Source organism: Mannheimia sp. USDA-ARS-USMARC-1261 (assembly GCF_000521605.1).
Taxonomy (GTDB): Bacteria; Pseudomonadota; Gammaproteobacteria; order Enterobacterales; family Pasteurellaceae; genus Mannheimia; species Mannheimia indoligenes.
The window spans coordinates 1452793-1479558 of record NZ_CP006942.1; the positions used below are offsets into that span (position 1 = coordinate 1452793).

Consider the following 26766-nt stretch of genomic DNA (forward strand, 5'->3'; position numbering starts at 1 on the left):
AACTATGCCTATTATACTCAAATGAAATAAAAAAAATGTTACATACTTCAAATTTTTGAAATTTTTCTCCTAAATTTAACAAAATTTCTATATTTTTTTGTTTTACATCAAATTTTAAAATGGATTCAGGCTTGTCAAACCAGAAATTTTGCTACAAGCGGTAAGAAATTTAGGATTTTTTGCAAATTCAAGGTAAAATCTGACCGCTTGTACTTATCATTTAAAACAAAGAGAAAATAAATGCGTTTATTGATTATTTTTTTTGCCTTCCTACTCTGCTTTTTCCAATATAGTTTTTGGTTTGGCAAAAATGGGTGGACAGATTACCAAGAGCTTCAAGAGGAAGTTTCTGCTTTAAAAGAAGAGAATGAGAGATTAACCGCTCGCAATAAACTGATTGAAGCAGAAATCTATGACTTAAAAAATGGGGTAGATGCACTTGAAGAGCGTGCCAGACTTGAACGTGAAATGGTAAAAGAGAACGAAATGTTCTACCGTATCGTGCCAAAAAATAAATAAAAACATTTATGAAAAGAAAAATTTTTGCGGTTATTCCTGCTTCAGGCGTAGGCAGCCGAATGCAGGCAGACAAACCAAAACAGTATTTAACATTAAAAGGGAAAACCATCTTAGAACATACGGTTTCCCTTTTTCTTGAACACCCCAAAATTGCCAAAGTGATTGTGGCGGTAGCAAAAGATGATCCTTTCTATACCGAAATTGCATTACTCAAATCGCCCCAAATCCAAATTGTGTTTGGTGGTGAAACACGAGCAGATTCCGTATTCAATGCGTTAAACGCCATTGAAGATGAAAATACTTGGGCGTTAGTTCACGATGCTGCTCGCCCTTGCCTCAAGCGGTCGGATTTAGATAAACTTTTGCAAATTGAAGATGAGCAAGGGGGCATTTTAGCCACCCCGGCTATTGATACAATGAAGCGAGCCAACGGCTCGCAAATTTTGCATACAGAAGATCGTTCAACTTTATGGCACGCGTTAACGCCACAATTTTTTCCTGCTAAGAAGCTAAAAACTGCGTTAGAAACAGCCTTTAGTAAAAAGCAAATTGTAACCGATGAAGCCTCTGCTATGGAGCTAAGCGGTTATCAACCACAGCTTGTTGCCGGCAGAAGCGATAATATCAAAATTACCCGTCCGGAAGATCTAGCCTTAGCAGAGTTTTACCTCACTCATCATTTGGAGAAATAATATATGATTCGTATTGGACACGGTTTTGACGTTCACGCCTTTGGCGAAAACCGACCGCTCATTATTGCAGGCGTTGAAGTGCCTTACCACACAGGTTTTATTGCTCATAGCGATGGCGATGTTGCCCTTCACGCTCTAACCGATGCCCTATTAGGTGCGGTAGCACTCGGCGATATTGGCAAACTTTTCCCGGATACCGATATGCAATATAAAAATGCTGATAGTCGAGGTTTATTAATTGAAGCCTATCGACAAGTGCAAGAACAAGGATATAAAGTAGGTAATGTTGATGTAACTATTATCGCCCAAGCACCGAAAATGCGTCCGCATATCGATAAAATGCGTCAAACCATTGCTGATGATTTGAAATGCGATATTTCCCAAGTAAACGTGAAAGCCACCACCACTGAAAAATTAGGTTTTACCGGCAGAAGCGAAGGTATTGCTTGTGAAGCGGTGGCATTATTAGTGAAAAGCTAAAACATAAAAGAAAGCGGGTTAAACCCGCTTTCTTTATTCTTGTTCGTAAAGTTTTAAGCTATCTAAAATTTGGGAAGAAAAGTTAATTTCTTTTTTCAACTGTTCAAATTCAGGTGTGCCTTTAATCTTCATAAAGTAATCCAAAAATTGATATTTAAACGCTCGCTGAATGTTTTTAATATTGGCATCATATTGAAAAAGCATATAAGGGTTATAACCATCTAAATAAATGGTTTTTCGCATTGGTTTTAAAGTTTGAAAACCCTCAATAAAGGTTTCCGTCATCTTAACAATCTCGCTTTCAGATTTATTCTCTTGTTTTAAGAATTTCTCTAATGCTAATTCGATTTTAATTTTCGCACTAGAAGCTTTTCTAACAAATAATTGTTGAGGGCTTAAAATCGCTTTTCGTTCACCATTCACTACTTCATATTTGGTTTTACCGTCATTAGGAAACGCAGGTCCTTTCACGGTAATCTTCCCAAATTCAGGGTCAATGAAAGTGTCGCCAATTTTGGCTTGAACAGAAAAAGTAATTGTAGTCAGTAAAATCGTGAATAGTGTTTTCATTTTGTTATCCCTCATTATTTATCCGATATAGAAAAGGCATTGCCGACTAGTAGCATCGAGAGGCTAAAGAAGAATTCAGAGAATAACTTGCAGAACTCAGGGTGAGTGAATTTTTGCCCCTCTTCGTTACCGGTTAATGCACTCCATAAGTTAGGTTCTTGAGTAATAAAATAGGCAATAACCGCAATCATAATGGGCAAAGAAATCCAAAAAGATGTCTTAAATGCAGCCCAAAAAGGTTTCGTTCTCGGATATTTTTTATATAACTCTATGTTTAAAACAAAGCTAAAGAGTAATAACCCATACGCAATCCAATACTGAATTTTATGCTCTTGGCAAATATTGATACCTATACCTCCCCCAATCAAAGCAATTAGAGCGAGTAATATATAGGCAGCATAGAAATATTTTTTATTCATAAAGACCTCATTTAAGTTGAAATAAAATTCACATTCTACATTGTTTTTTTTTTCGTCAATATGAGATGATTATTTAAACAAATCTAGTGGAGGATAAAAAATGCAAAAAACAGTGGGGTTAATCTGCGTGATTGGGCTATATATGCTGAATGTTCGCAATGAATATATGTGGTGGTTAGTTTAGGGTAACAAGCGGTGGTTTTTACGGTAACTTTTGCAAAAAATTGCCAGAAAATAACCGCTTGTAAAATTCTGCCTTGTCTTATTTTTAAATTTATCTATAATAGAAAGCCTTACGCAATGAGCGTAATTCAATGGGGCGTTATTGGTTCCTCGCAATGGTGTTCAGCTTACTTGATCAGGTTCGGAAGAAAGCAGTCTGGGTTGAAATTTCTGTGTGCCGAGGGTCGCTGGTAACGCCCCACCCTTTTATCTAAACTCCCTATCAGGAGAAAGCTATGCTCCAGATCACGCCTATTCCGGCATTAAGCGATAACTACATTTGGGCAATTCGTAAAGAGCAAGATGCAATTATTGTTGATCCATCAGAACATCAGCCTGTATTAGACTTTATTGCAAAAAATTCGCTAAATTTAACCGCTATCTTACTTACCCATAATCATCACGACCATACTGATGGTGTGGCTGGTATTATAGAAAAATATCCAAATACTCCTATCTATGGTCCGCAAGAAGTTGCTGAGTTTGCAAATGTGATTGTTTCGCCAGAACAACATATTAAACTGTTTGATTACAATGTGAGAATTATTGAAAGTGCAGGACATACCGCAGGGCATATTAGTTATTTGTTTGGTTATGATTATCTGTTTTGCGGCGATGCGTTATTTTCCGGCGGTTGCGGACGTGTTTTCACCGGTGATTATCAAGCCCAATTTGATGCGTTACAACGCTTTAAAACTCTGCCTAACTCGGTTCAAGCCTATCCAGCCCACGAATACACGAAGAGTAATCTAAAATTTGCTGAAGCCGTGTTACCTGCAAGTTGCACTCTCGCAGAATATCAAGAACAGGTTGATATTTTACGTTCGCAAAATAAGCCGACTTTGCCTACCACCATTGGGCTTGAAATGCAGGTAAATCCGTTTATGCAAGCGGTCGATTTAGCCGAATTTATTGCACTTCGGAAGAAAAAAGATAATTTCTAACCATTATGGGAGCATTATGCTGATTTCAGTACAAAAGAAAAACTGCTCCCCTCGCCTTCTTTGCTGGTAATGTTGAGTGTTGAGGCGTGTTGCTCTAATGCGTGCTTTACTATTGCCAGCCCTAAACCGCTGCCCCCTGTTTTCTTACTTCGGGATTCATCAACTCGATAAAAACGTTCGGTTAAATGTGGCAAGTGAATTTCAGGAATGCCAATTCCATCATCTTTTACTTCAAATTTCATACCTTGTTCGCACGGTTTCCAACTGATCTTTATATGACAAGCGTGCCCTGAATGTTTAATGGCATTATAAATTAAATTAGACACCACACTATGAAGCTGATGCTCATTACCTAATATTTCTACCTTTGGTTGAATATCAAAGGTAATTTTGTGCGAGTAAGTATTTAAAATTTCCGCATCTTTTTTGAGTGAAAGAATCATTGCAGACATATCAAACAGTTGATGATCTTTATTTGATGAGGTTTCAATTTTCGCTAACATATTCAGCTGCTGTAATAAATTCGTCATTCTCAAGCTCTGTTCTTGCATTGCCTTTATCGCTTTTTCTTGTAGCAAACTTTTCGTAGGCTGATCGGCTAGTATCTCTAAATAACCTTGCAATACCGTTAGCGGTGTTCTTAATTCGTGGTTAATATTACTTAAAAATGTTTGTCTGGAACGTAGTAGTTTTATCATTTCGGTAATATCACGCCCAATAATCAGCAAGGTTTCAGGATCATACTGATGAATGTGAATTTCAATATAACGCTCGTTATAAGTCAGTAATACAAGCGGTCGGCTTTTCTTAGGCTGAGCAAAATAGTGCTTAAATTGTTTGTAAAAAATCACATTGAGGATGTTTTTTTGTGTTTTTTTATGCCAGTAGAAATCAAACATTTTTTGTGCAGCGTTATTACACCAAACCAGCTCGCCATCTGCTTGTGCAATCATAATTGCATCAGGTAAATATTGAATATTTTTATTTAATTTAGACAGCAGGCGTAAATTCTCAAACTTCTCTTTTTTATTTTTATTCCGATAATAAGCTATCGTTTGGGAAAAGTTTTCTAAATTAATCAATTCTAGTTCTTTCTTACTTTTTGGATTTAGGGTCTGAAGTAAACGATGTTCTGTGATGTGGTGCCATACCAATAAGCCAACAAAAATGACAATCAGCCAAGAGCTGAAATCTAAGCCAAATAAACTAAATATAAACGCAATCAAAGCAGATAAAATCAATTCCGCTAAAAAGTTAAGTAATTTTTTCATCACTCACCTTGAATATGCTGTGAAAAACGATAGCCACTTCCTCTTACCGTTTGCACATAGCTATCGCATTGGTAAGGTTCAAGGCTGCGGCGTAAGCGGCGGATATAGCTATCCACCGTTCTATCTTCTACTTCTAAATCATCACCCCAAATTCGATTTAATAATTGCTCACGAGAGTACACTTTTTCCGGGTGTGTCATAAAAAAATGGAGTAATTTGAATTCAGTATGGCTTAAGTGGACTTGTTCAGATAGATAAGAAACTCGTTGAGCATTTTCGTCCAACGTTAAATCGCCTATCTGAATAATTTGTGTGGTTTGTTCGTAAATTCTTCGCCAAACAGCTTCAATTCTAGCTAGTAACACCTTGGGAGAAAAGGGTTTGATAACATAATCATCTGCCCCAGCATTTAAACAAGTAATACAATCTTCTTCTGCACTACGAGCAGTAAGCATAATTACAGGAATTTGAGCGGTTTCTTCGTTCTTTTTCATATATTCAATAAGTTGAACCCCAGAACGTCCCGGTAACATCCAATCTAATAAAACCAATTGTGGTTTTTCTGCAAGTTTTTTCACTGCACTTTGGTAATCTTCTGCTTCAATGACATTATATTGATGTTGCATTAGAAAAAGACTAATCATCTCACGAATGCCACGTTCATCTTCTACCACTAAAATGCTTCTGCTCATTATCCATACTCCAATAGAAGAAATGCAGTGAAATTGATATTAACACTGCATTTAACTGAATTAGCTAACCCATTTTGCCCTGAATATAATCTGCAGTACGTGGAATTTTCGGCTGGCTAAAAATTTGTGCCGTTTCGCCAAATTCCACTAGCTCACCCAAGTACATAAATGCAGTGTAATCAGAACAACGTGCGGCTTGTTGCATATTATGCGTTACCATTGCCACAGTATAATCTTGCTTGAGTTCAGTAATCAAGGCTTCAATTTTCATTGTAGAAATTGGGTCTAATGCCGAACAAGGCTCATCTAACAATAAGACATCTGGTTTGATGGCAATGGCTCTGGCAATACATAAACGTTGCTGTTGTCCGCCTGATAAGCTATCACCACTTTGATGCAACTTATTTTTCACCTCATTCCATAAAGCGGCTTTGGTTAAAGCCCACTCTACTCGCTCATTCATCTCTTGTTTGGATAGCTTCTCAAATAAGCGGATACCAAAGGCAATGTTGTCATAAATTGACATTGGGAACGGTGTCGGTTTTTGGAATACCATACCCACTTTTGCACGAATAATGGAAATATCCGTATCGGTAGTTAATAGATTTTCACCGTCTAAATTGATCTCCCCTTCTGCTCTTTGGTTCGGGTAAAGCTCAAACATACGATTGAATGTTCTCAATAACGTGGATTTACCACAGCCGGAAGGTCCGATAAATGCAGTTACTTTATTTTTCGCAATATTTAAGTTGATATTTTTTAAAGCGTGAAAATCGCCATAATAAAAGTTAAGATTTTTTACTGAAATTTTTGGTTCTACGTTCATTTCTAAACACCTTAATTATTTCTGTTTTGGTTGTAAGAAAACACGGGTTAAAACATTGATACATAACACGAATAGCGTAATTAAAATCGCACCTGCCCACGCAAGATTATTCCAATCTGTAAACGGACTTGCCGCATATTGGTAAATCACAACAGGTAAGTTCGCCATTGGTGCGTTCATATCCCAAGACATAAATTGGTTCGACAATGCGGTAAACAGTAATGGAGCTGTTTCACCTGCGATACGGGCAACCGCTAGTAATACACCTGTTAAGATCCCTGATTTTGCGGCACGGTAACAGATCATCACAATCACTCGCCATTGTGGGCAACCTAATGCAATTGCAGCTTCACGCAAGTTGTTTGGAATCAGGTTAAGCATACTGTCTGTGGTTCTCACCACAATTGGAATAACCAATAATGCTAAGGCTAAAGAGCCTGCCCAACCTGAAAAATGTCCTACTTTTGAAACATAAAGCGTATATACAAACAAGCCGATAATAATTGACGGAGCAGAGAGCAAAATATCATTTAGAAAACGAGTTACTTTGGCAAAACGGCTATAGTTACCATATTCCGCTAAATAAGTGCCGGCTAAAATGCCAATTGGCGTGCCGATAAGCGTACCAGTTCCCACAATAAGCAATGAGCCTAAAATCGCATTGCTTAAACCACCCTGCTCATTTGGTGCTGGGGTAATTTGTGTGAAAAGTTCTAATGAAAGCCCCGAAATACCTCGACTAATCAGCGAATATAAAATCCAACAAAGCCAAAACAAACCAAAAGCAACCGCCAAATAGGCTAAACTTAGCATTATGCTGTTACAACATTTACGTCTGTAAAAACGAGCGTTCTGTAGATTTTTCATTATTTTCCTTCCTTACGCTGCATTCTTAAAATCATTAAGCGAGAAATAGACAGTACAATCGTTGTAATTAAGAAAAGGACTAAACCTAACTCAATTAATGCTGATTTTTGTAAGCCAGATGCTTCGTTAAATTCATTCGCAATGGCTGACGCAATAGAAACCGAAGGAAAAAATAATGAATTTGGTATTTGGAAAGCATTACCGATAACGAAAGTAACTGCCATTGTTTCGCCTAATGCACGCCCAAAACCTAACATAATGCTGCCGATAAGCCCTGTTTTGGTATAAGGTAGCACCACGTTCCATAGCACTTCCCAACGGGTTGAGCCTAATCCGTAGGCACTTTCTTTTAACATTGGTGGCACAATGGCAAATACATCACGCATCATTGAGGCAATGAACGGAATAATCATAATAGCAAGCACTAAACCAGCGGTAAATAAACCAATCCCAAAGGGTGCACCTGAAAATAAATATTCAAGTAAAGGCAGATCACCAAACCATTCGATCATCGTCGGTTGAATATGCTCTTGGAATAAAGGCACGAACACAAATAAGCCCCACATACCATAAATGATGGAAGGAATAGCGGCTAACATTTCAACGGCAGTTCCAATTGGGCGTTTTAGCCATTGTGGCGAAAGTTCGTTGATAAACACCGCAATGCCAAATGAAATCGGTACTGCAATGATTAAGGCTAAACAGGAAGTAATTAATGTCCCCACAATCGGCATTAATGCTCCGTACTGATTCTGTACAGGATCCCATTCGCTATCCCATAAAAAGCTTACGCCAAATTTTTTGATACTTTGCCAGCTTTCTACGAATAACGAAATCATAATTGCAGCAAGCAACAGAAATACTAACCACGCAAAACAAGCGGTCATATTTCTAAAAAATATTTCAAATCGATTTTGATTTAAAAATGGGTTCATCTTAGACATAATTATTTTTCTATATGAAAGCGGTAAAATAGGCGACCACTCCTAACAAGCGGTCGCTTTTTTCATTATTTTTGCAATTCAATATTCCATTTATTTTGAATGCTTTTTACAACACCTTCAGGAATTGGAACATAATCTAACTCAGTAGCGGCATCTTGCCCTTTAGCAAACGCCCAATCAAAGAACTTCACGACATTTTGCGTTGCTTCAGGCTTACCCTCTTTCTTGTGAATTAAGATGAAACTTGCCGCCGTAATAGGCCAAGATTTTTCACCCGCTTCATTGGTCAAAATTACGCCCATACCTTCTGCTTCATTCCATTTCGCATTACTTGCCGCTGCCATAAAACTTTCCTTGTTCGGCTGAACAAATTCACCTGATTGGTTTTGTAACGCTGTCCACGCAAGTTGGTTTTGTTTTGCATACGCATATTCCACATAACCGATAGAATATTTCATTTGGCGAACATAGGCTGCAATGCCTTCATTTCCTTTACCACCGTGCCCTTTCGGCCATTTCACGGCTTTTCCTTCGCCAACAGTTGATTTCCATTCACTTGAAACTTTAGAAAGATAGTTAGTAAAACCAAAGGTTGTACCAGAGCCGTCTGAACGATGGATAACAAGAATATCTTTATCAGGGAGATTTAAATTTGGATTTAATTTTTGGATAGCGGCATCATTCCATTTAGCAACTTTGCCGAGATAGATTTGAGCCAGTAAGTCGCCGGAAAGTTTTAATTCACCCTCTTTAATGCCTGGTAAATTCACAACCGGCACTGTACCGCCGATAATTGCCGGGAATTGTAATAATTGATGTTGTTGTAATAATTCTGCTTTCATTGGGTCATCAGATGCACCAAAATCAACGGTTTTTGCAATAATTTGTTGCTGACCGCCACCTGAACCGATGGATTGATAATTTACTTTATTGCCTGTCTCTTTTTCATATAAAGCCGCCCATTTCGCATAAATCGGATAAGGGAAAGATGCCCCTGCTCCTGTAATAGTGTGAGCGTGAGAAACCGCCGCTACTGATGCAAAAAGAGTACCTAATAACACTATTTTTTTAGTCTTACGCATTAGCATAGTAATTCTCCTTACGTTAGATTGCTGTTGCGTGAGTAAGTGTAAAAAAGAATTATGACAGTTTGATGACAATGCTTGATTTTTTTCATTTTTTTAGAAAAACCTGTGCAAATATCGCTTGTCAATTCCACTCTTGCCTATCCTATGATATAGTTACTACCATTTTTATCTTATTTATTATTTTAGTGAGTGAATCCGTGAACTTTGATCCTCAAAATATGCCCAAACACGTTGCCATTATTATGGACGGCAATGGTCGCTGGACTAAGCAGAAAGGAAAATTACGCATTTTCGGGCATCAAAACGGTGTGAAAGCGGTTCGTTCTGCGGTAAGTTTTGCAGCCAAATATCAGATTAAGGTGCTAACACTTTATGCTTTTAGTAGTGAGAATTGGAGCAGACCGGAAACTGAAGTGTCCGCTTTAATGACACTTTTTATGAAAGCCTTAGATTCTGAAGTCAAAAAATTGCATAAAAATAATATCCGTTTGAATATTATTGGTGATAAATCTGCCTTTAGTGAAAGCTTGCAAAAACGTATTGCAGAATCAGAAAAATTAACTGAAAACAATACTGGGCTAATTTTAAATATTGCAGCAAATTACGGTGGCTATTGGGATATTGTGCAAGCTACACAAAAATTAGCATTACAAGTAAAAGAGAACCAGCTTGATATTGCACAAATTACCCCTGAGTTATTTCAGCAACATTTAGTAACAGAAGCTCAACCGCAGGTGGATTTACTCATTAGAACAAGTGGCGAACAACGGATCAGCAACTTTTTATTATGGCAAATTGCCTATGCGGAACTCTTCTTCAGCCCTGTTTTATGGCCTGATTTCAACGAAGACTCTTTTAGTGAAGCAATTTTAGCTTATCAACAGCGTGAACGCCGATTTGGTGGTTGTTAATACAATTTACAAGGAAACACAATGCTTAAAGAACGTGTACTTTCAGCAATTATTATGATTATTGCCGTATTGGCAGCTATTTTCTGGCTTTCTCCATTGCCATTAACTATCGCATTATCTGCAATTATTGTTGCGGCAATGTGGGAATGGGCTCAATTTGCAGGTTTTAAACGCCCTGTACCTCGTGCGATTGTGGCTATGGTTACTATCTGTTTATTGCTTTTTGCAGTAGTTGCTAATACCGATTATATCCGAGCAACACGTTTTATTACTGATGAAACCACGCCTATTCTCTTTATTGGTTGCATTTGGTGGCTAATTGCTCTTGTATTAGTAGTTACTTATCCAAATTCTGCCAAACTATGGGAAAAGTCGGTTGTAGCTAAATTCTTATTTGGTTTTGCTACCTTAATTCCTTTTTTAATTGGTGTATTAGCATTACGCTTCCATAATTACCATATCGATCCGTATCAAGGTACTTATTTATTCCTCTATGTTTGCTTATTAGTGTGGGGGGCAGACTCCGGTGCTTATTTCTTTGGTAGAGCATTTGGTAAAAGAAAACTTGCACCGAAAGTTTCTCCGGGGAAATCGTGGGAAGGTGTTTTGGGTGGTTTATTAACGTCAGGCGTGATTGCTTTTGCATTCTTACAACTTACACCTGTGAATGTATTCGGCAGAGAATTAGCCACCACACCATTTATTATAGTTTCTATTGCAACGGTAGCAATTTCTGTACTAGGCGATTTAGTTGAAAGTATGTTCAAACGCCAAGCCGGTATTAAAGACAGCAGTAATCTTATTCCGGGACACGGCGGTATTTTAGATCGTATTGATAGCTTAACAGCGGCAATTCCGTTTTTCACAACGTTCTTCTTTTTTGTACTATAAGCTATGACTTCAACTATTGCCTTTTTTGTTCTAATCTGCGTACTGGTATTCGTACACGAATACGGGCATTTCTGGGCTGCACGTAAATGTGGCGTGAAAGTAACCCGTTTTTCTATCGGTTTTGGTAAAGTGTTATTTAGAAAAACCGATAAGCACGGCACAGAATTTGCTTTCTCATTAATTCCCCTCGGTGGCTATGTACAAATGTGGAATGGCGAGCAAGGCGTTGATGCCAGACCAGAACAATCATTAGCGACGAAGTCTGTTTTACAGCGTGCTTTTATTATTTTTGCAGGTCCTGCCGCAAACTTTATCTTTGCTATACTCGCTTATTGGGTAGTATTTGTTTCAGGTATTCCTACTATTAAGCCTGTAATTGGTGAGGTTTTACCTAATACGATTGCAGCACAAGCTCAATTACCTGCTGAATTAGAAATTACAAAAATAGGTAATCAAAATATTCACGATTGGGAAAGTGCTTCGCTTGCATTAGTGGGTGCAGTTGGCAATAAAAATGTACAACTAGAAGGACAACTAATTGATACTCAAGCTACTCAACGCTATGAGTTAGATCTTTCCGGCTGGAATATTGATAGTGCCAAAGAGAATCCATTAACGGTATTAGGTATTCGTCCTAAAAGTACGAAAGTAATGCCTGAAATCAAAGAAGTTGTTGAAAACTCGCCTGCTGAAAAAGTGGGATTGACTTCGGGGGATAGAATTCTCAAGATTAATCAACAACCTTTTGACTGGGCTACTCTTGTGGAAAATGTCCAAACGGGCAATTTAATTGAACTTCAAATTGAACAAAAGGGGCAAATTAAGACACTAAGTCTTCAGCCCGAAAAGCGAGATGACCGCTACATTATCGGCATTGTGCCAACATACGAAAGGCTTGCAGATAAATATCGCACCGAATTAAAATATGATATTCTTACCGCATTTTATAAAAGTCTTGAAAAAGTATGGTCTTTAATTCAAACCATACTACAATTTATTGGTAATCTAATTACCGGTGATTTATCAATTAAAAATTTAGGCGGTCCTATCTCAATGGCAAAAGGAGCTGGGGCAACGGCTGAAATTGGCTTGATTTATTATTTAAGTTTTATGGCATTAATCAGTGTCAATTTAGGCGTAATGAATCTGTTTCCAATTTTACCGTTAGATGGCGGACAACTGGTTTTATTAGCTGTTGAAGCTGTTCGAGGCAAAGCATTATCTGAAAAAATACAGATGCTATTTCAACAAATCGGCATTGCATTTGTACTAGGGTTAATGGTGTTTGCCTTTATCAATGACGTTATTCATTTTTAACAAGCGGTTTATTTTTCTAATAATTTTGCAAATTAATGCAATACAATCATAGGATAATTTCAATGAAAAAATTATTACTTTCTTCTCTTTTAATTGCAAATGGTGTCATTGCTGCACCTTTCGTCGTTAAAGATATTCGTGTTGAAGGCGTTCAGCCAACAACAGGTGCAGCTATTATTTCATCTATTCCTGTTAGAGTGGGTCAAACTGCAACAGATACAGATGTTTCCAATGTAGTTCGCCACTTATTCAATCAGCAACGTTTTGCAGATGTGCGTGCAACACGAGAAGGCAATACCCTTGTTATTAAACTAGCGGAAAAACCGATTATCGGTAAAGTAGAACTTGAAGGCAATAAGGCTATCCCCAAAGACGCGTTGGAACAAAACTTAAAAGCAAACTTAATTGCTCAAGGCGAAATTTTTAATGCTGAAAAATTAGAAGCCTTTAAAGAAAGTCTTGTTGAACATTACCGCTCTACAGGTCGTTATTTAGCTAAAATCGATACCGTTGTAACCAATAATACCGAAGGTGGTGTAAATGTTAAATTAGTGATTGATGAAGGCGATGTAACAAAGGCGAAAACCATTAAATTTGAAGGTAATAACGCATTCTCTGATAAAAAATTATTAGAAAATTTAGATATTCAGCCCGATGTATCTTGGTGGAATATTTTTGAAAGTAGCAAATTTGAACAAACGGCTTACCAAAAAGATTTAGAAACATTGAGAGACTTCTATTTAAATCGTGGTTATGCCAAATTTGCGATTGAAGATACCGATGTGCAATTCAATGATGATAAAACTGAAGTGAACCTCACATACAAATTAAACGAAGGTTCACAATACAATATCAGTGAAATGCGTATTATCGGCAATACTGCCAATATGGATAATAAATTAAATCCATTATTAAAAGATTTTAAAGCAGGTCAAACCTTCCGTAAATCAGATCTCACCCAAATTGAAGAAGAAATTAAAAACATCTTAGGTGATGCCGGCTACGGCTCTGCTAAAGTAGATATTCATCCTCAATTTAATGATGCAGATAATAGCGTTAAAATCAGCTTTGTCGTTGATGCCGGTCGTCGAATTTATGTGCGTAAAATTCGCTTCGAAGGCAATGATGTTACCGCAGACTCAACTCTCCGCCGTGAAATGCGTCAGCAAGAGGGTGCTTGGTTATCAACTAATAAAGCATCATTAGGTAAAGCTCGCTTAGAAAGAACCGGGTTCTATGAAAGTGTTGAGATGTCTATGCAAAATGTAGAAAACACTTCAGACCAAGTTGATGTAGTGTATAAAATTAAAGAGCGTAATACAGGTAGTATTAACTTTGGTATCGGTTACGGTACAGAAAGTGGTATCAGCTACCAAGCAGGTATCAAACAAGATAACTTCTTAGGTATGGGTTCAACTATCAGCTTAAACGGTAATCGTAACGATTATGGTACAAGTATCAACTTAGGCTATACCGAGCCGTACTTCACTAAAGATGGGGTAAGTTTAGGCGGTAATGTATTCTATGAAGATTACGATAACTCGAAAAATGATAACGTCGCTTCATATAAACGCCAAACTTATGGTATTAACGGTACGCTTGGCTTCCCGGTGAATGAAAATAACTCATACTATTTAGGTTTGGGCTATACGCACGATAAAATCAAAAATGCGTCTCGTGAATATACCCGTGAAAAATATGTGAAATCAATGAACTTTAAGTTTGATCCTAACTCAAGCTACTATGACAAAATTAAAGCAGATGATTTCGATTTTTCATTAGGCTGGAACTATAACAGCTTAAATAGAGGTTATTTCCCGACAGAAGGAACTACAGCGAATATCGGTGGTAAAATCACTATTCCAGGTTCTGATAATAAATATTATCGTGTAAGTGCAGACTTTAGAAACTATTTCCCATTAAATCGTGAACATAAATGGGTTATCTCAACTAAAGCGAGCGTTGCTTATACTAACGGTTTGGGTGGAAAAGAAGTACCATTCTACCAACTTTACACCGCTGGTGGTATTGGTACATTAAGAGGTTTCTCTTACGGTGCAATCGGTCCACAAGCTATTTACTACAATGCTAAATCAGGCAAATTTGATAATGTAAATAATGATATTATCGGTGGTAATGCTTTAGTGGCTACAAGTTTGGAGCTAATTACACCAACACCATTTGTGAGCGAAAAATACCAACACAATGTAAGAACTTCTATCTTTGTTGATGCAGCAACAGCTTGGAATACTAAATGGAAACAATCAGAATACCCAACATTACCTAATCACGGTGATTTCAAACGTTTCCGTGCTTCGGCAGGTGTTGCATTCCAATGGATGTCGCCAATTGGTCCATTGTCATTCTCTTATGCGAAACCAATTCGTAAGTACGATAATGATGAAATCGAGCAATTCCAATTTAATATCGGCAGCTCATTCTAATTCACTACAAGCGGTCAAAAATGACATAAATTTTGCAAATTGACCGCTTAATTCAACCGTTTCTTTAAAAAGGAAAAACAATGAAAAAATTATTTAAAATGACAGGTTTAACTATTGCTTTAGCAACTGCAACAAATATGGCTACCGCAGCGGATACCATTGGTTTTGTTGATCCAACTTACGTTTTACAAAACCACCCTGTTTTATTAGACGCAACGGCAAAATTCGATAAATTCGTGAAGGAAAGCCAAGAAAAATTTGCAGATGAAGACAAAAAATTAGCTGAAGAAAATAAAGCATTAACGGCTGAACGTAACAAAATCAATACCGATGCTCAAAAATTACAAGATGAGCAAAAAACTGTTGAAGCTTCTATTAAGAAAAAAGTAGCTGCTTTAGAGAAAGAAGCTCCTCGCTTACGTTCAAAAGATATCCAAGCTCGTCAAAATGCAATTCAAAAAGAAGCAGATGCTTTCCAAAAGAAAGTAGAAGCCATTCAAAAACGTGAAGCGGATTTTGCTAAAAAAGCAGAAGCATTCCAAAAACGTGCTGACGACTTCCAGAAAAAAATTGAGCAAGCTAATAAAGAAAATGGCGGTATTAACCCTCAAGAAGTTCAAAAACAAGCAGTAGATGAAGTTAATGTAACTATTAAAGAAATTGCAAAATCAAAAGGTTATACTTTAATACTCCAACCTCAAGTTGCACTTTATGCGGAAGATGAAAGCAAAGACATTACTGAAGCAGTGCTTGATGCAATTGTAAAAAAACACCCTGATATCAAAATAGAAAAACCGGCAGAAGCTCAACCGGCTGTAGAGAAAGCACCGGAAGCGAAAGCTGAAGAAACTAAACCAGAAGAAGCGAAAAAATAATGGCAAATTTCCGTTTAATTGATTTAGCGGAGCATATCGGCGGTACTCTTAGGGGTAACGCCGATTTGGCTATTCAAAGCATAGCCGCTTTAGATAAAGCAAACAGCTCTCAAATTACCTTTATCTCAAATGCAAAATATCGGGAAAATTTAACCGCTTGTAACGCAGGTGCAATCATTGTTAGCCCCGCAGATGTTGAATTTTGCCGTGAAGATCAAAATTTAATTATTGTAGCGAATCCTTATGTAGCTTACGCATTACTGGCACAATATATGGACTCTACCCCAAAAGCGGCAACAGGCATTCACCCAAATGCGGTCATTTCGCCTGAAGCCAAATTAGGTAATAATGTGTCTATTGGGGCAAATGCCGTGATTGAAAGCGGTGTAGAGCTAGGCGATGATGCGATAATCGGTGCAGGCTGCTTCGTCGGTAAAAATAGTAAAATTGGTGCAAGAACCCAACTCTGGGCAAATGTGTCGGTTTACCATAATGTACAAATCGGTTCTGATTGTTTAATCCAATCTTCAGCCGTGATTGGTAGCGATGGCTTCGGTTATGCTAACGATAAAGGTCAATGGATTAAAATCCCACAAACCGGTGGTGTGATTATCGGTAATCGTGTGGAAATCGGCTCTTGCACTTGTATTGACAGAGGTGCGTTAGATCCGACTGTAATCGAAGATAATGTGATTATTGATAACCTCTGCCAAATCGCCCATAATGTTCACATTGGTTTTGGTACTGCCGTTGCTGGCGGTGTAATTATGGCTGGCAGTCTAAAAGTCGGTCGTTTCTGCCAAATTGGAGGAGCGAGCGTTATTAACGGTCATATGGAAATCTGTGATGGTGCTATCATTACTGGTATGGGAATGGTGATGCGACCAATTACAGAAAAAGGCATTTATTCATCAGGTATTCCGCTACAGACGAATAAAGAGTGGCGTAAAACTGCTGCATTAGTGATGAATATTGATGAAATGAATAAACGTTTAAAATCACTCGAAAAACGTTTTAATGATTAATTATTAGAGGTCTAAAGTGTCAGAAACTACAACTGAAAATCGTGAGTCTAAAATTATTGAAGTTACCGAAATTATGGGTATGTTACCGCATAGATACCCTTTTCTTTTAGTTGATCGTGTAACAGACTATGAAGCAGGCAAATGGCTAAAAGCGATTAAAAATGTAACTTTTAATGAACCGTGTTTTACAGGTCATTTCCCAAATGCTCCGATTTTTCCCGGTGTATTAATTCTTGAAGCGATGGCTCAAGCAACAGGCGTATTAGCAGTTGCAACTTATGGTAAGTTAAATGAAGATGAGCTTTATTACTTTGCTGCGATTGATAATGCTCGCTTTAAACGTCCTGTAGTACCCGGCGATCAGCTTCAACTTGAAGTGGAATTTTTAAAAGAAGTGCGAGGCATCACTAAATTCACAGGTAAAGCATACGTTGATGGAAAATTAGTGTGTGAAGCGGACTTAATGTGTGCACGCCGTAAATAATTTAATCTAGCTAAAATTAAAGGAGCTAACTATGCGTCTAATTGATTCAACCGCTCAAATCAGCCCACTTGCTATTATTGAAGAGGGTGCACAAATTGGTGCTCGTGTTGAAATCGGACCATTTACGGTGATTGGTAAAGATGTAAAAATCGGTGCAAGAACAAAAATCCATTCACACGTTGTAATTAATGGTTTAACTGAAATTGGCGAGGACAACCATATTTTCCAATTTGCCAGTATTGGGGAAATCAACCAAGATTTAAAATACCAAGGCGAGCCGACTAAAGTCATCATTGGTAATCGTAACCGTATTCGTGAAAGCGTAACCATTCATCGTGGTACAGTACAAGGCGGTGGTGTAACTAAAATCGGCGATGATAATTTATTTATGATCAACACCCATATTGCTCACGACTGCTCTATTGGTAATCGCTGCATTATTGCTAACAATGGTACACTTGCAGGACACGTTACATTAGACGATTTCGTGATTGTAGGTGGAATGTCTGCAATTCATCAGTTTGTGGTCATTGGCTCACACGTTATGTTAGGCGGCGGCTCAATGGTTAGCCAAGATGTTCCTCCTTATGTAATGGCACAAGGTAACCACGCTCGTCCGTTTGGTATTAACCTTGAAGGCTTAAAACGTCGTGGTTTTGATAAAGCAACGTTACACGCAATCCGCAAAGTATATAAACTAATCTATACTAGTGGGAAAACATTAGAAGAGAGTTTGGCAGAAATTGAACAACTGGCAGCAAACGAACCGGCTGTTGCTATTTTCAAAGAATTCTTCAAACGCTCAACGCGTGGTATTATTCGCTAAATAATAAAATAAACCCCGAAAATTACATTTCGGGGTTTATTTTTATTCAACCGTAGAGCCTTTTAGCAACTTCCGTAACCAAGTTCGGTTTGGACTTAAATTATGCCAAATATCTTCGCTTATCGGCACTGGCTCATTAGCAATCAAACTTGCTAATAGCTCCCCCAATAATGGAGCGGTAGTCAAACCGCGAGAAGCTAACCCATTCACCATATATAAATTTGCAAAAATTTCCGCATTTTCGACCGCTTGTTTGCGTCTTAGCTGATTGTATAAATTGGCATACTGCTCTTTTTGGCGAGTAAAATGATGAATTGCACCCACCATTGGAATGCGATCTCGAAATGCCGCTCTAATACCAACTTTTGCCAGATTTTGCGAATAATCAATGCCATTTGTCCACTCACAAGCGGTTAAATTTTGCTGAAGTTTTGCAATATTCTCTAAATGTTCTGTTTCGCTAAAACGGGTTTCTGCATTATCTCGAATATGGCTTGCCCCAATACAATGCGTCCCTGATTTCGCCATTGGCGTTAAATAGCCATCATAGCAAACCACACATTTTAGTTTTTGCAGTTGCATTGTAGTAGGAATTTGGCTCACTTGCCCCCGTACAGGGTAAAGTGGAATGCCATTAGCTTGGCTAAATTCATTCAATGTATAACCATTTGCCAGCACAACGGCTTGGTGTTGAAAAACGTCTCCAGCTGTCTGCCATTGCCATTTTCCGTTTGAAAATAGCAAATTCTCCACTTTGTGATTAAGCACTATTTTCAGCCCTTTTGCTTCAAGCCACGCAAAGCCATTTCTCACAAACTGTACTGGCGAAAGCCAACCACCTTGTGGAATAAAAGCCCCACCGCTTGGTACATTTAAGCCTAATTTCTCGCTTAATTCATCAGCAGAACACAATTTAAATAGCGTTTCGTCATCAGTTTGTTCCGCCATTTTGGCAAGTTTTTTCGCTGTTTTATCATTATAGGCATAAAGTGCCACACCATTTAGATTATGCTCAAATTCTACTTCCGCTTTAAGCTGTGCTAATCTTTGCAACGCATAGTCAAAACTGTGAATATAAAACCGCACATTTCGTTCATCGTCATCACTCAATTGTGGATAAATCGCTCCCTGCAAATTACCGGAGGCATTCATCGCTACATTTTCGTCTTTGCAATAAAGCGTAACTTGCTTGCCTTTTTCTAGTAGTGATAACGCCACAAATAAACTTGCCACACCGCCACCAATAATCGCAATATCTTCTACACTTTCATTTTTGGCATAAAAATAAGGATAATTAGACACTTGAATTAAGCTTTCAAGCGGTTTTTCTCCCCACAGCATTTCTCGTTTTTTGCCGAAACCTTTGCGTTTTTTTACATCAAAACCTGCTGCTTGCAAGCCTCGTCTGACACGACTTGAAGCCGTGAAAGTTGCAAAACTGCCGCCATTCGTAGTTAAACGGAACATTTGCTGGTATAAATGGTCATTCCACATCTCAGGGTTTTTATCGGGCGAGAAACCATCTAAAAACCAAGAATCGACTGTACTATTATAAAGATCACCTAACTGAGGTAAATTCTCTGCAATATCACCAAACCATAAATCCAAATAAATATTTTTAAAGTGATAACGCTGACAGCCTTTCTGACGTGGCAACCAGCAAGCGATCAAATTTTCAGATAAGTTTGCAAATTGTGGGTAATGTTGATGAATTTCGCTGAGCTGGCTTGAAGTGAGAGGGAATTTCTCAAATGAAATAAAATAAAGCCGTTTGAGTTTGCTTTGTGGAAATTCCGCTTGAAATTGCTGGAATTTATCAGCAACCGCTAAAAAATTTAAACCTGTACCAAAGCCTGTTTCCGCAATCACAAAAACATCTTTTGTGTGAGATTGCCATTTTTCCCAAAGTTGATTACCTTCTTGGAAAACATAATAACTTTCCGCTAAACCATCTTGGCTGGAAAAATAAATATCATCAAATTGCTCTGAAACAGGCGTATTTGCAGCATTAAAAGAAAGTGAGGCAAAAGTAAGCTTAGACATCATATCCCTCAAAACAAAACACGGAAAACCAAGAGATTTTCCGTGCCTTAATAATGAATAAATATTAGAAAATATTGTAGGCTAAAAAGACAATCATACCAAGTGCGAAAGCCACTGTTAGCATTGAATAACCCAAAGTACCCATATATAAATCCTCATTGTTAGTTATTGTTAAAATATCGGTTTTATTTTAACACAATTTAATGAGTTGTGTCGCTATGCGTGAATAATTTTCGTAAAACAAGCGGTCAATTTTTCCAAATCTTTTACGCCTTTGGCACTTTCAACACCTGAGTTTAAATCCACGCCTAAACAACCTTGAGCTAAGGCAGTTTCAATATTTTCCGCATTAATACCGCCCGCTAATAATGATTTCTGCTTCAACGTTTCTGGAATTAACGCCCAGTTAAAAGTTTTGCCTGTACCGCCTTGCTGGTTCGCCACTTTGCTGTCTAACACATAACGAGCAACTTGTGGATTATTCTCAAACTCTACATTTTCCGCTTCAATATCCACTGATAATGCTTTCCAAATTTGGGTTTGATCGCCAAGTTTTTCAGCCAACTCTGCAATATATCCATCATCTTCAGAGCCGTGTAATTGCACCGCAAATAACTCCAACTGTTTTGCAATTTTCTCCACAAATTCGACCGCTTGATCTTGGAATACGCCCACATAACGAAGTGGTGCATTTACCACTAATTCCTGTGCTTGGCGAAGCGAAAGCTGGCGTGGCGAGCCTTCGGCAAAAATTAAACCACCATACAATGCCCCTAGCTTATACACTGCTTTTACATCTTGCACTCGAGTTAAACCGCACACTTTATTTTCGCCGAAAACCACTGCACGCACCGCATTATTTAGATCCGCATTCCCCATCAGACTACTGCCGATCAAAAAAGCGTTAACATAAGGCTTAATTCGTTTAACCTGATTGTGATCATTAATACCTGACTCAGAGACTAAACAAACATCAACAGGAATGTGGTCTTGATATTTTTCCACCAAACGTACAATACGGTTCATATCAATCGTGAGCGTGTGCAGATCTCGGTTATTCACGCCAATCACTTTCGCCCCTAACGCTAATGCACGCTCAAATTCTGCTTCGGTGCTGGTTTCAGTCAGCACCCCCATTCCTAGCTCGTGAGCTAAATTTGAGAGTTCACGATAAGTTTTATCATCAACTACCGATAACATCAGCAAAATCGCATCAGCGTTATAAAAACGGGCAAGATAAACTTGATAAGGCGAAATCATAAAATCTTTACACAAAATCGGCTGTGTAGTCTGACGTTTAACTTGGTCGATATAGCGAAAATCGCCTTGAAAATATTGCTCATCAGTCAAAACAGAAATCACACTGGCATAGTTTTTATAAACTGCCGAAATACTGTCTAAATCAAACTCTGCTCGAATTAATCCTTTTGATGGCGAAGCTTTTTTACACTCTAAAATATACGCAGGCTCTTGGTGAGAACCTTTTGCCAATTGAGCATAAAAATCACGCTCACTTTTCACGATTTTGTGCTGAAATTCGCTTAATGGGAAATCTTGTTGCTTTTGCTCCACCCAAATCGCTTTATCTTGTACGATTTTTTGTAAAATAGTCGGCTGATTAGTTGAATCGGTATTTTGCATATAAATTCCTAGAGAGAAATAAGTTTGAGTGGTAGAATCTGTGCTTATTTTTACCTGAAAAAGACGAATTTCACAAGCGAAACTGAAATGAAAGATCAAGTTAAACAACATTTATCAGATTTAGAAATTGCCCTGCGTGTTAATCAACTGTGGGAAGCTACTCCGCCAAGCCCTGAGGCACTTGCCAATGAGCAACCGTTTTGTGTTGAAACGCTCACACCAACTCAATGGCTACAATGGATTTTTATTCCAAGAATGCGAGCTATTTTAGAAGCTACCGCCGATTTACCTCGCAATTTTGCCATTACACCTTATTTGGAAGAAGCGTTAAAAAATGAAGCATATTTGCAGGCAATTTGTGAGCCTGTATTGAAATTAGAAACGTTGTTGAAAGATTAATTTCTATTAATCGCCCTCAAAATAATATGACCTTAGACATTTTATACCAAGACGATGAACTTATTGCCATTAACAAACCTGCCGGAATGTTAGTGCATCGCTCTTGGCTAGATAAGCACGAAACAGTGTTTGCGATGCAAACCTTGCGGGATCAAATCGGGCAACACGTTTTCCCAATTCATCGTTTAGACCGCCCGACCTCCGGCGTACTGCTGTTTGCCCTTAACAGCGAAACGGCACGTTTAATGAGTGAACAATTTGAACAACATCAAATCCAAAAAAGCTATTTAGCGGTTGTACGAGGTTATTTGCAAGGTGAGGCTCGGATTGATTATCCGCTGAAAGTGATTTTAGATAAAATCGCCGATAAATTTTCGCAAGAAAAAGAGGCTCAACAGGCAATTACCGATTACAAAGGGTTGGCAACGGTGGAAATGCCTTATGCGGTTGGTAAACACCAAACCGCACGTTATAGTTTGGTGGAACTTTTTCCACAAACCGGGCGGAAGCACCAACTTCGTCGCCATTTGAAACATCTTTTCCACCCGATTATAGGGGATAGTAAATATGGCGATCTACACCAAAATCGAGCCTTAAACGAAAAATCAGGCGTGAGCCGTTTAATGTTACACGCCCATAAATTACAATTTCAACACCCCAAAAATTTGCAAAAAATTGAGATAATTGCACCGCTTGATGAACAATGGCGACAACTCTTTACATTTTTTGACTGGAACTTTACGCAATACTATTAGACAAAGACGAGGAAGATATGGATAATTCACTTCTATCACTCACACACGAACAGCAACAAGCTGCCGTGGAAGAAATTCAAAAACTGATGGCAGAAGGTATAAGTGCCGGAGAAGCCATTCAAATTATTGCTAATCAATTAAGAGAAAAGCACCAAAAATCGGAGAAAATGAACAATGAATAAATTATTCACAGTACTTACCTTAGCGATGGTATCTCACTATAGTTTTGCAGCAGCAGAAAAGCCTGTTACTAAACCATTAGACGGGAAACCTGCTGTCGCAATACAGATTTTTGATGTAAGTGGTAAAGTTGCCAAACCAATTCAAGGCAACAAACTCAATATTGCTAAAAAACAAAATAGACTATGTTGGAACAGCATTAATGTGCCTGTAGAAGGTAAAGTGATGATTGCAGAAGCAATTTATGCTCCGGCAAAATCAAAAGCTATTGCTGAAGGTTCTCAGGTTCAAGCCTCTCCAGATGGCACGAGTAATACTATTATTACCAATTTAAATAATGTAACCGAAAAATATGTGAGTCGTTGTTGGGACTTTGACAAAACCGATCCCATCGGAAAATACAAAATGGACGTTCAAATTAACGACCAAGTTTTCAAAGGCTTAGAATTTGAAATTGTAAAATAAACAAAAACCACAGAGTAATCTGTGGTTTTTTACTATATGCTTTTCAAGATTGCTAAATTCGCCATTAAATAATCTTGGCTTTTCACAAACGCTTTCGAGTCTTCCCAGGTTTCTAACTTCTGATTTACGCATTGATTAAATCGTTCCAACACAGCTTTATTTTCATTTCCTACACGAATAAAATCAGCTAGTTTTTGCTCAAGTTGATAACTATTTTCTTGACGCATTGCTTTTGCAATATCTTGTTCAAATTTGACCGCTTGTCCAACCAAATAGCCACGCTGAGCTTTACTTAAACCACTTAGCCACATTCCATCTGCTTTTGGCATTGCTTCAACTAAGTTAAATAAATCGCTTAAATTGCCTTGTTTTATTTCAAATTCCAACTCAGAAATAGCCTCTTCGCCATATCGGTTTTTAATTAAGCCTTGATCTAATGCTACTTCAATTTCAGACGTTCCAACCTTAAATAACCAAATTTGGCGAGTGAAATCCGTGCTAAAAATAGTTTGCAGACTATTAGCAATTTGCTCTGCATTCTCAAACGGCAAATTAAATTTTTCAACTAACGCAAGAAAATCAGGCTGATTAGTTGGAAGAGATAAATTATATTCAGGGCGAATATGTAATCCACCTACAATTTCGCCTTTGGTTTTAAGCGTAATCTCAAATTGATGGTTTTGCGAGCGAACTCGTAGTCCCATCTTCTGTGAAGCAAAAAACTGCTCTGGAGTATCATAATAGCTATTACCTAGCGTTTGGGATTTCTGCTCAAGCAATTCAAATGCTTTCACACTATTTAACCAATTTTCAATTAACGAAATGTTATGCGGTTCGAGCATTATTTTCAGCTCAATTTCTGCCTGATTTTTGTTTTCCATTTCACACTACTCTGCAACGTTGTATAATCAAGCGGTTATTTTATCAATAAATTTTGCAAAATGTTTTCTAAAATTCAGCATAAACTCAATAACTTTGTCCAACGTGGGCTAGACAACCATTTACGCCTAGCGGTTACAGGCTTAAGCCGTAGCGGGAAAACTGCCTTTATTACCAGCCTTGTGGATCAGCTTTTACATATCAACAAAGCAGGTAATACGCATTTGAATTTATTTGCTCCGGCTCGTAACGGGCAAATTCTGTCCGTTAAGCGAGTCGAACAGGGTGATTTAACCATTCCTCGTTTTGAATATGACAAAAACCGCCAATGCTTTGAAGCTAATCCGCCTCGTTGGTCAAATTCCACGACGGGAATTAGTGAAATTCGCCTTGCGATTCGCTACCAACGCCAACATTCATTACTCCGTCATATCAAAGAAACCGGTACGCTGTATTTGGATATTTTTGATTACCCGGGCGAATGGTTGTTAGATCTACCACTGCTCTCTCTTTCTTATAAAGAGTGGTCGCAAACCCAACAAGCCGTGCATAAAGATGAACGAGCAACACTGGGGGAGACGTGGTTACAAGCGGTCAAAAAAGTCGATCTTTTTGCAAAAGCCGATGAAAACTTACTGGCAGATTTGAGCCAGCAATACACCGATTATTTACTCGCGTGTAAAGCACAGGGAATGCAATATATTCAGCCGGGTAGATTTGTATTGCCGACCGAAAATACTAAAGGTGCACCGGTTTTTCAATTCTTCCCGCTATTAGATTTAAGTGAATCAGATTGGGAAAAGTTGGAGCAAAGCGATAAAAATAGCTTTTTCCACACATTGAAAAAACGTTATGAACATTACCAGAAAAAGATTGTGAAGCCGTTTTATGAGGATTATTTCTCCCAATTCGACCGCCAAGTGATTTTGGCTGATTGCCTCACCCCATTAAACTATGGCTACAATGAATTTATGGAAATGAAATTAGGGCTACAACAGCTTTTCAAACATTTCCATTACGGTAATCGTTCACTGTTTAGCCGCTTATTTTCCTCGAACATCGACAAATTATTGTTTATTGCGACAAAGGCAGACCATATCACCGGTGATCAAGTACCAAACTTAGAAAGCCTAATGCGGCAACTTGTACAAGAAGGTGGCAGACACGCCGAATTTGACGGCATCGAAACAGGCTATTTAGCCATTTCTGCCATTCAAGCAACCGATGCGGTAAAAGTAACTCAAAACGATAAAACCATCAGAGCCATTCGGGGGATTCGCTCAAGCGATAAAAAACAAGTTACACTCTACCCCGGCACCGTGCCGAACCGCTTGCCGGATAAGAATTATTGGCAATTTAACCGTTTTGAGTTCGACCAATTTGAACCGAAACAAATTGACTATGACCAACCTATCCCACATTTACGAATGGATTCCGTGTTGCAATTTTTATTAGCGGATAGGTTTGAGTAATCAAGCGGTGCTTTTTTATCAATTTCTTGCAAATTTTTCCAAAAATTTAACCGCTTGCAAAGATTTTCGTTGTTCACTGTTTAGCTCGTTTAAGGTAGAATTTAAAGAATTTTTATAACACTTTTAAAATTATGGCAAAAAAACCAAAAGTTGCATCAAATACGATTGCATTAAATAAACGTGCCAGACACGAATACTTTATTGAAGAGGAAATCGAAGCAGGGCTTGAATTACAAGGCTGGGAAGTGAAAGCGATACGTGCAGGGAAAGTGAATATCGGCGACAGTTATGTGATTTTCCGTAACGGCGAGGCATTTTTATTTGGGGCGATGATTACCCCATTAAATATGGCATCGACCCACATTGTGTCAGATCCAACCCGTACCCGTAAACTACTCTTGAATAAACGTGAACTGGATTCGCTATTCGGCAAAGTAAACCGTGAAGGTTTTACCATTGTAGCAACCGCAATGTACTGGAAAAGTGCGTGGGTGAAAGTCAAAATCGGCTTGGCAAAAGGGAAAAAACTGCACGATAAGCGTGAAGATATTAAAGATCGTGAATGGCAGGTAGCGAAACAACGCATTATGAAAAATGCAAATCGTGGCTAACCGATACAAAATTC

29 protein-coding genes and 1 other RNA gene are annotated in these 26766 nt (G+C 38.2%); 19 read left to right on the forward strand and 11 right to left on the reverse strand.

The features are described 5' to 3' along the window. Positions 1-240: 240 nt before the first annotated feature. The 3 genes from ftsB to ispF are packed head-to-tail and all read left to right on the forward strand — an operon-like array spanning position 241 to position 1691. Positions 241-519 carry a cell division protein FtsB gene (gene ftsB / locus X781_RS06935; RefSeq protein ID WP_025236163.1) on the forward strand — a complete coding sequence of 93 codons (279 nt, stop codon included), beginning with the start codon at positions 241-243 and terminating at the stop codon, positions 517-519. A gap of 8 nt (positions 520-527) precedes the next feature. Continuing rightward, positions 528-1211 carry a 2-C-methyl-D-erythritol 4-phosphate cytidylyltransferase gene (ispD, locus tag X781_RS06940; RefSeq protein WP_025236164.1) on the forward strand — a complete coding sequence of 228 codons (684 nt, stop codon included), beginning with the start codon at positions 528-530 and terminating at the stop codon, positions 1209-1211. Between the two features lie 3 nt (positions 1212-1214). After that, complete coding sequence (gene ispF, locus X781_RS06945) at positions 1215-1691, forward strand: 2-C-methyl-D-erythritol 2,4-cyclodiphosphate synthase (RefSeq protein WP_025236165.1); 477 nt, start codon at positions 1215-1217, stop codon at positions 1689-1691. Positions 1692-1724: 33 nt separating this feature from the next. Here the strand turns inward: ispF and X781_RS06950 are convergent, their stop codons facing one another. Further along, a complete protein-coding gene (locus tag X781_RS06950) occupies positions 1725-2261 on the reverse strand; it encodes a hypothetical protein (RefSeq protein ID WP_025236166.1) in 537 nt (178 codons plus the stop codon). 14 nt (positions 2262-2275) lie between these two features. After that, positions 2276-2680, reverse strand: coding sequence for a hypothetical protein (locus X781_RS06955; RefSeq protein WP_025236167.1), 405 nt, complete (start codon positions 2678-2680; stop codon positions 2276-2278). Positions 2681-3002: 322 nt separating this feature from the next. On the opposite strand from X781_RS06955, the gene ffs reads away from it, so the two are divergent. Both ffs and gloB read left to right on the forward strand, forming a co-directional pair. After that, an RNA gene (gene ffs / locus X781_RS11885) (signal recognition particle sRNA small type) lies at positions 3003-3100 on the forward strand. Positions 3101-3138: 38 nt separating this feature from the next. After that, positions 3139-3846 carry a hydroxyacylglutathione hydrolase gene (gloB, locus tag X781_RS06960; RefSeq protein WP_025236168.1) on the forward strand — a complete coding sequence of 236 codons (708 nt, stop codon included), beginning with the start codon at positions 3139-3141 and terminating at the stop codon, positions 3844-3846. 14 nt (positions 3847-3860) lie between these two features. Here gloB and phoR read toward each other — a convergent pair whose 3' ends face one another. The 6 genes from phoR to pstS form a co-directional block, all read right to left on the reverse strand. Beyond that, a complete protein-coding gene (gene phoR / locus X781_RS06965; protein WP_025236169.1) occupies positions 3861-5117 on the reverse strand; it encodes a phosphate regulon sensor histidine kinase PhoR in 1257 nt (418 codons plus the stop codon). Continuing rightward, positions 5117-5809, reverse strand: coding sequence for a phosphate regulon transcriptional regulator PhoB (gene phoB, locus X781_RS06970; RefSeq protein ID WP_025236170.1), 693 nt, complete (start codon positions 5807-5809; stop codon positions 5117-5119). Before phoB ends, phoR begins: the two co-directional genes overlap by 1 nt. A gap of 64 nt (positions 5810-5873) precedes the next feature. Beyond that, complete coding sequence (pstB, locus tag X781_RS06975) at positions 5874-6635, reverse strand: phosphate ABC transporter ATP-binding protein PstB (protein ID WP_025236171.1); 762 nt, start codon at positions 6633-6635, stop codon at positions 5874-5876. Positions 6636-6650: 15 nt separating this feature from the next. Continuing rightward, positions 6651-7502, reverse strand: coding sequence for a phosphate ABC transporter permease PstA (gene pstA, locus X781_RS06980; protein ID WP_025236172.1), 852 nt, complete (start codon positions 7500-7502; stop codon positions 6651-6653). Continuing rightward, a complete protein-coding gene (pstC, locus tag X781_RS06985) occupies positions 7502-8446 on the reverse strand; it encodes a phosphate ABC transporter permease subunit PstC (RefSeq protein WP_025236173.1) in 945 nt (314 codons plus the stop codon). Before pstC ends, pstA begins: the two co-directional genes overlap by 1 nt. A 65-nt stretch (positions 8447-8511) precedes the next feature. Further along, a complete protein-coding gene (gene pstS / locus X781_RS06990; RefSeq protein WP_025236174.1) occupies positions 8512-9534 on the reverse strand; it encodes a phosphate ABC transporter substrate-binding protein PstS in 1023 nt (340 codons plus the stop codon). Between the two features lie 218 nt (positions 9535-9752). Here pstS and uppS point away from each other — a divergent pair, with 218 nt between their 5' ends. From uppS to lpxA, 8 genes are all read left to right on the forward strand, one after another. Then, complete coding sequence (uppS, locus tag X781_RS06995) at positions 9753-10445, forward strand: polyprenyl diphosphate synthase (RefSeq protein ID WP_235068817.1); 693 nt, start codon at positions 9753-9755, stop codon at positions 10443-10445. Positions 10446-10466: 21 nt separating this feature from the next. After that, a complete protein-coding gene (locus X781_RS07000) occupies positions 10467-11336 on the forward strand; it encodes a phosphatidate cytidylyltransferase (RefSeq protein WP_025236176.1) in 870 nt (289 codons plus the stop codon). Between the two features lie 3 nt (positions 11337-11339). Beyond that, positions 11340-12653, forward strand: coding sequence for an RIP metalloprotease RseP (rseP, locus tag X781_RS07005; protein ID WP_025236177.1), 1314 nt, complete (start codon positions 11340-11342; stop codon positions 12651-12653). Between the two features lie 62 nt (positions 12654-12715). Then, positions 12716-15097, forward strand: a complete 2382-nt coding sequence (bamA, locus tag X781_RS07010) for an outer membrane protein assembly factor BamA (protein WP_025236178.1) — start codon at positions 12716-12718, stop codon at positions 15095-15097. An 80-nt stretch (positions 15098-15177) separates the two neighbouring features. After that, the gene (locus tag X781_RS07015) at positions 15178-15972 is read left to right on the forward strand and encodes an OmpH family outer membrane protein (protein ID WP_025236179.1); all 795 of its coding nucleotides are present in this window, start codon (positions 15178-15180) and stop codon (positions 15970-15972) included. Beyond that, positions 15972-16997, forward strand: a complete 1026-nt coding sequence (gene lpxD, locus X781_RS07020; protein ID WP_025236180.1) for a UDP-3-O-(3-hydroxymyristoyl)glucosamine N-acyltransferase — start codon at positions 15972-15974, stop codon at positions 16995-16997. Before X781_RS07015 ends, lpxD begins: the two co-directional genes overlap by 1 nt. A 73-nt stretch (positions 16998-17070) precedes the next feature. Beyond that, positions 17071-17481, forward strand: coding sequence for a 3-hydroxyacyl-ACP dehydratase FabZ (gene fabZ, locus X781_RS07025; protein WP_051411644.1), 411 nt, complete (start codon positions 17071-17073; stop codon positions 17479-17481). 31 nt (positions 17482-17512) lie between these two features. Next, complete coding sequence (lpxA, locus tag X781_RS07030; protein WP_025236182.1) at positions 17513-18307, forward strand: acyl-ACP--UDP-N-acetylglucosamine O-acyltransferase; 795 nt, start codon at positions 17513-17515, stop codon at positions 18305-18307. A 42-nt stretch (positions 18308-18349) separates the two neighbouring features. Here the strand turns inward: lpxA and mnmC are convergent, their stop codons facing one another. Beyond that, a complete protein-coding gene (mnmC, locus tag X781_RS07035) occupies positions 18350-20350 on the reverse strand; it encodes a bifunctional tRNA (5-methylaminomethyl-2-thiouridine)(34)-methyltransferase MnmD/FAD-dependent 5-carboxymethylaminomethyl-2-thiouridine(34) oxidoreductase MnmC (RefSeq protein ID WP_025236183.1) in 2001 nt (666 codons plus the stop codon). A gap of 216 nt (positions 20351-20566) precedes the next feature. Further along, entirely contained in the window at positions 20567-21991 is a 1425-nt protein-coding gene (gene trpCF / locus X781_RS07040; RefSeq protein ID WP_038643971.1) for a bifunctional indole-3-glycerol-phosphate synthase TrpC/phosphoribosylanthranilate isomerase TrpF, read from the reverse strand. An 87-nt stretch (positions 21992-22078) separates the two neighbouring features. Between trpCF and X781_RS07045 the strand changes: the two genes are divergently transcribed. Genes X781_RS07045 through X781_RS07055 form a run of 4 tightly spaced genes read left to right on the forward strand, consistent with a single transcriptional unit; the run spans position 22079 to position 23790 of the window. After that, positions 22079-22390, forward strand: coding sequence for a YqcC family protein (locus tag X781_RS07045; protein WP_025236185.1), 312 nt, complete (start codon positions 22079-22081; stop codon positions 22388-22390). A gap of 26 nt (positions 22391-22416) precedes the next feature. After that, positions 22417-23145 carry a tRNA pseudouridine(65) synthase TruC gene (truC, locus tag X781_RS07050; RefSeq protein WP_025236186.1) on the forward strand — a complete coding sequence of 243 codons (729 nt, stop codon included), beginning with the start codon at positions 22417-22419 and terminating at the stop codon, positions 23143-23145. 17 nt (positions 23146-23162) lie between these two features. Beyond that, positions 23163-23327 (forward strand): YoaH family protein, encoded by a 165-nt coding sequence (locus tag X781_RS12025; RefSeq protein ID WP_081732107.1) that lies wholly within the window; start codon positions 23163-23165, stop codon positions 23325-23327. Next, complete coding sequence (locus tag X781_RS07055; protein WP_025236187.1) at positions 23320-23790, forward strand: hypothetical protein; 471 nt, start codon at positions 23320-23322, stop codon at positions 23788-23790. Before X781_RS12025 ends, X781_RS07055 begins: the two co-directional genes overlap by 8 nt. Positions 23791-23822: 32 nt before the next feature. Here X781_RS07055 and X781_RS07060 read toward each other — a convergent pair whose 3' ends face one another. Continuing rightward, positions 23823-24671 carry a CYTH domain-containing protein gene (locus tag X781_RS07060; RefSeq protein ID WP_025236188.1) on the reverse strand — a complete coding sequence of 283 codons (849 nt, stop codon included), beginning with the start codon at positions 24669-24671 and terminating at the stop codon, positions 23823-23825. Between the two features lie 60 nt (positions 24672-24731). Between X781_RS07060 and X781_RS07065 the strand changes: the two genes are divergently transcribed. Beyond that, positions 24732-26141 (forward strand): YcjX family protein, encoded by a 1410-nt coding sequence (locus X781_RS07065; protein ID WP_025236189.1) that lies wholly within the window; start codon positions 24732-24734, stop codon positions 26139-26141. 131 nt (positions 26142-26272) lie between these two features. Further along, positions 26273-26752 (forward strand): SsrA-binding protein SmpB, encoded by a 480-nt coding sequence (gene smpB, locus X781_RS07070; RefSeq protein ID WP_025236190.1) that lies wholly within the window; start codon positions 26273-26275, stop codon positions 26750-26752. The last annotated feature ends 14 nt before the right edge of the window (positions 26753-26766 follow it).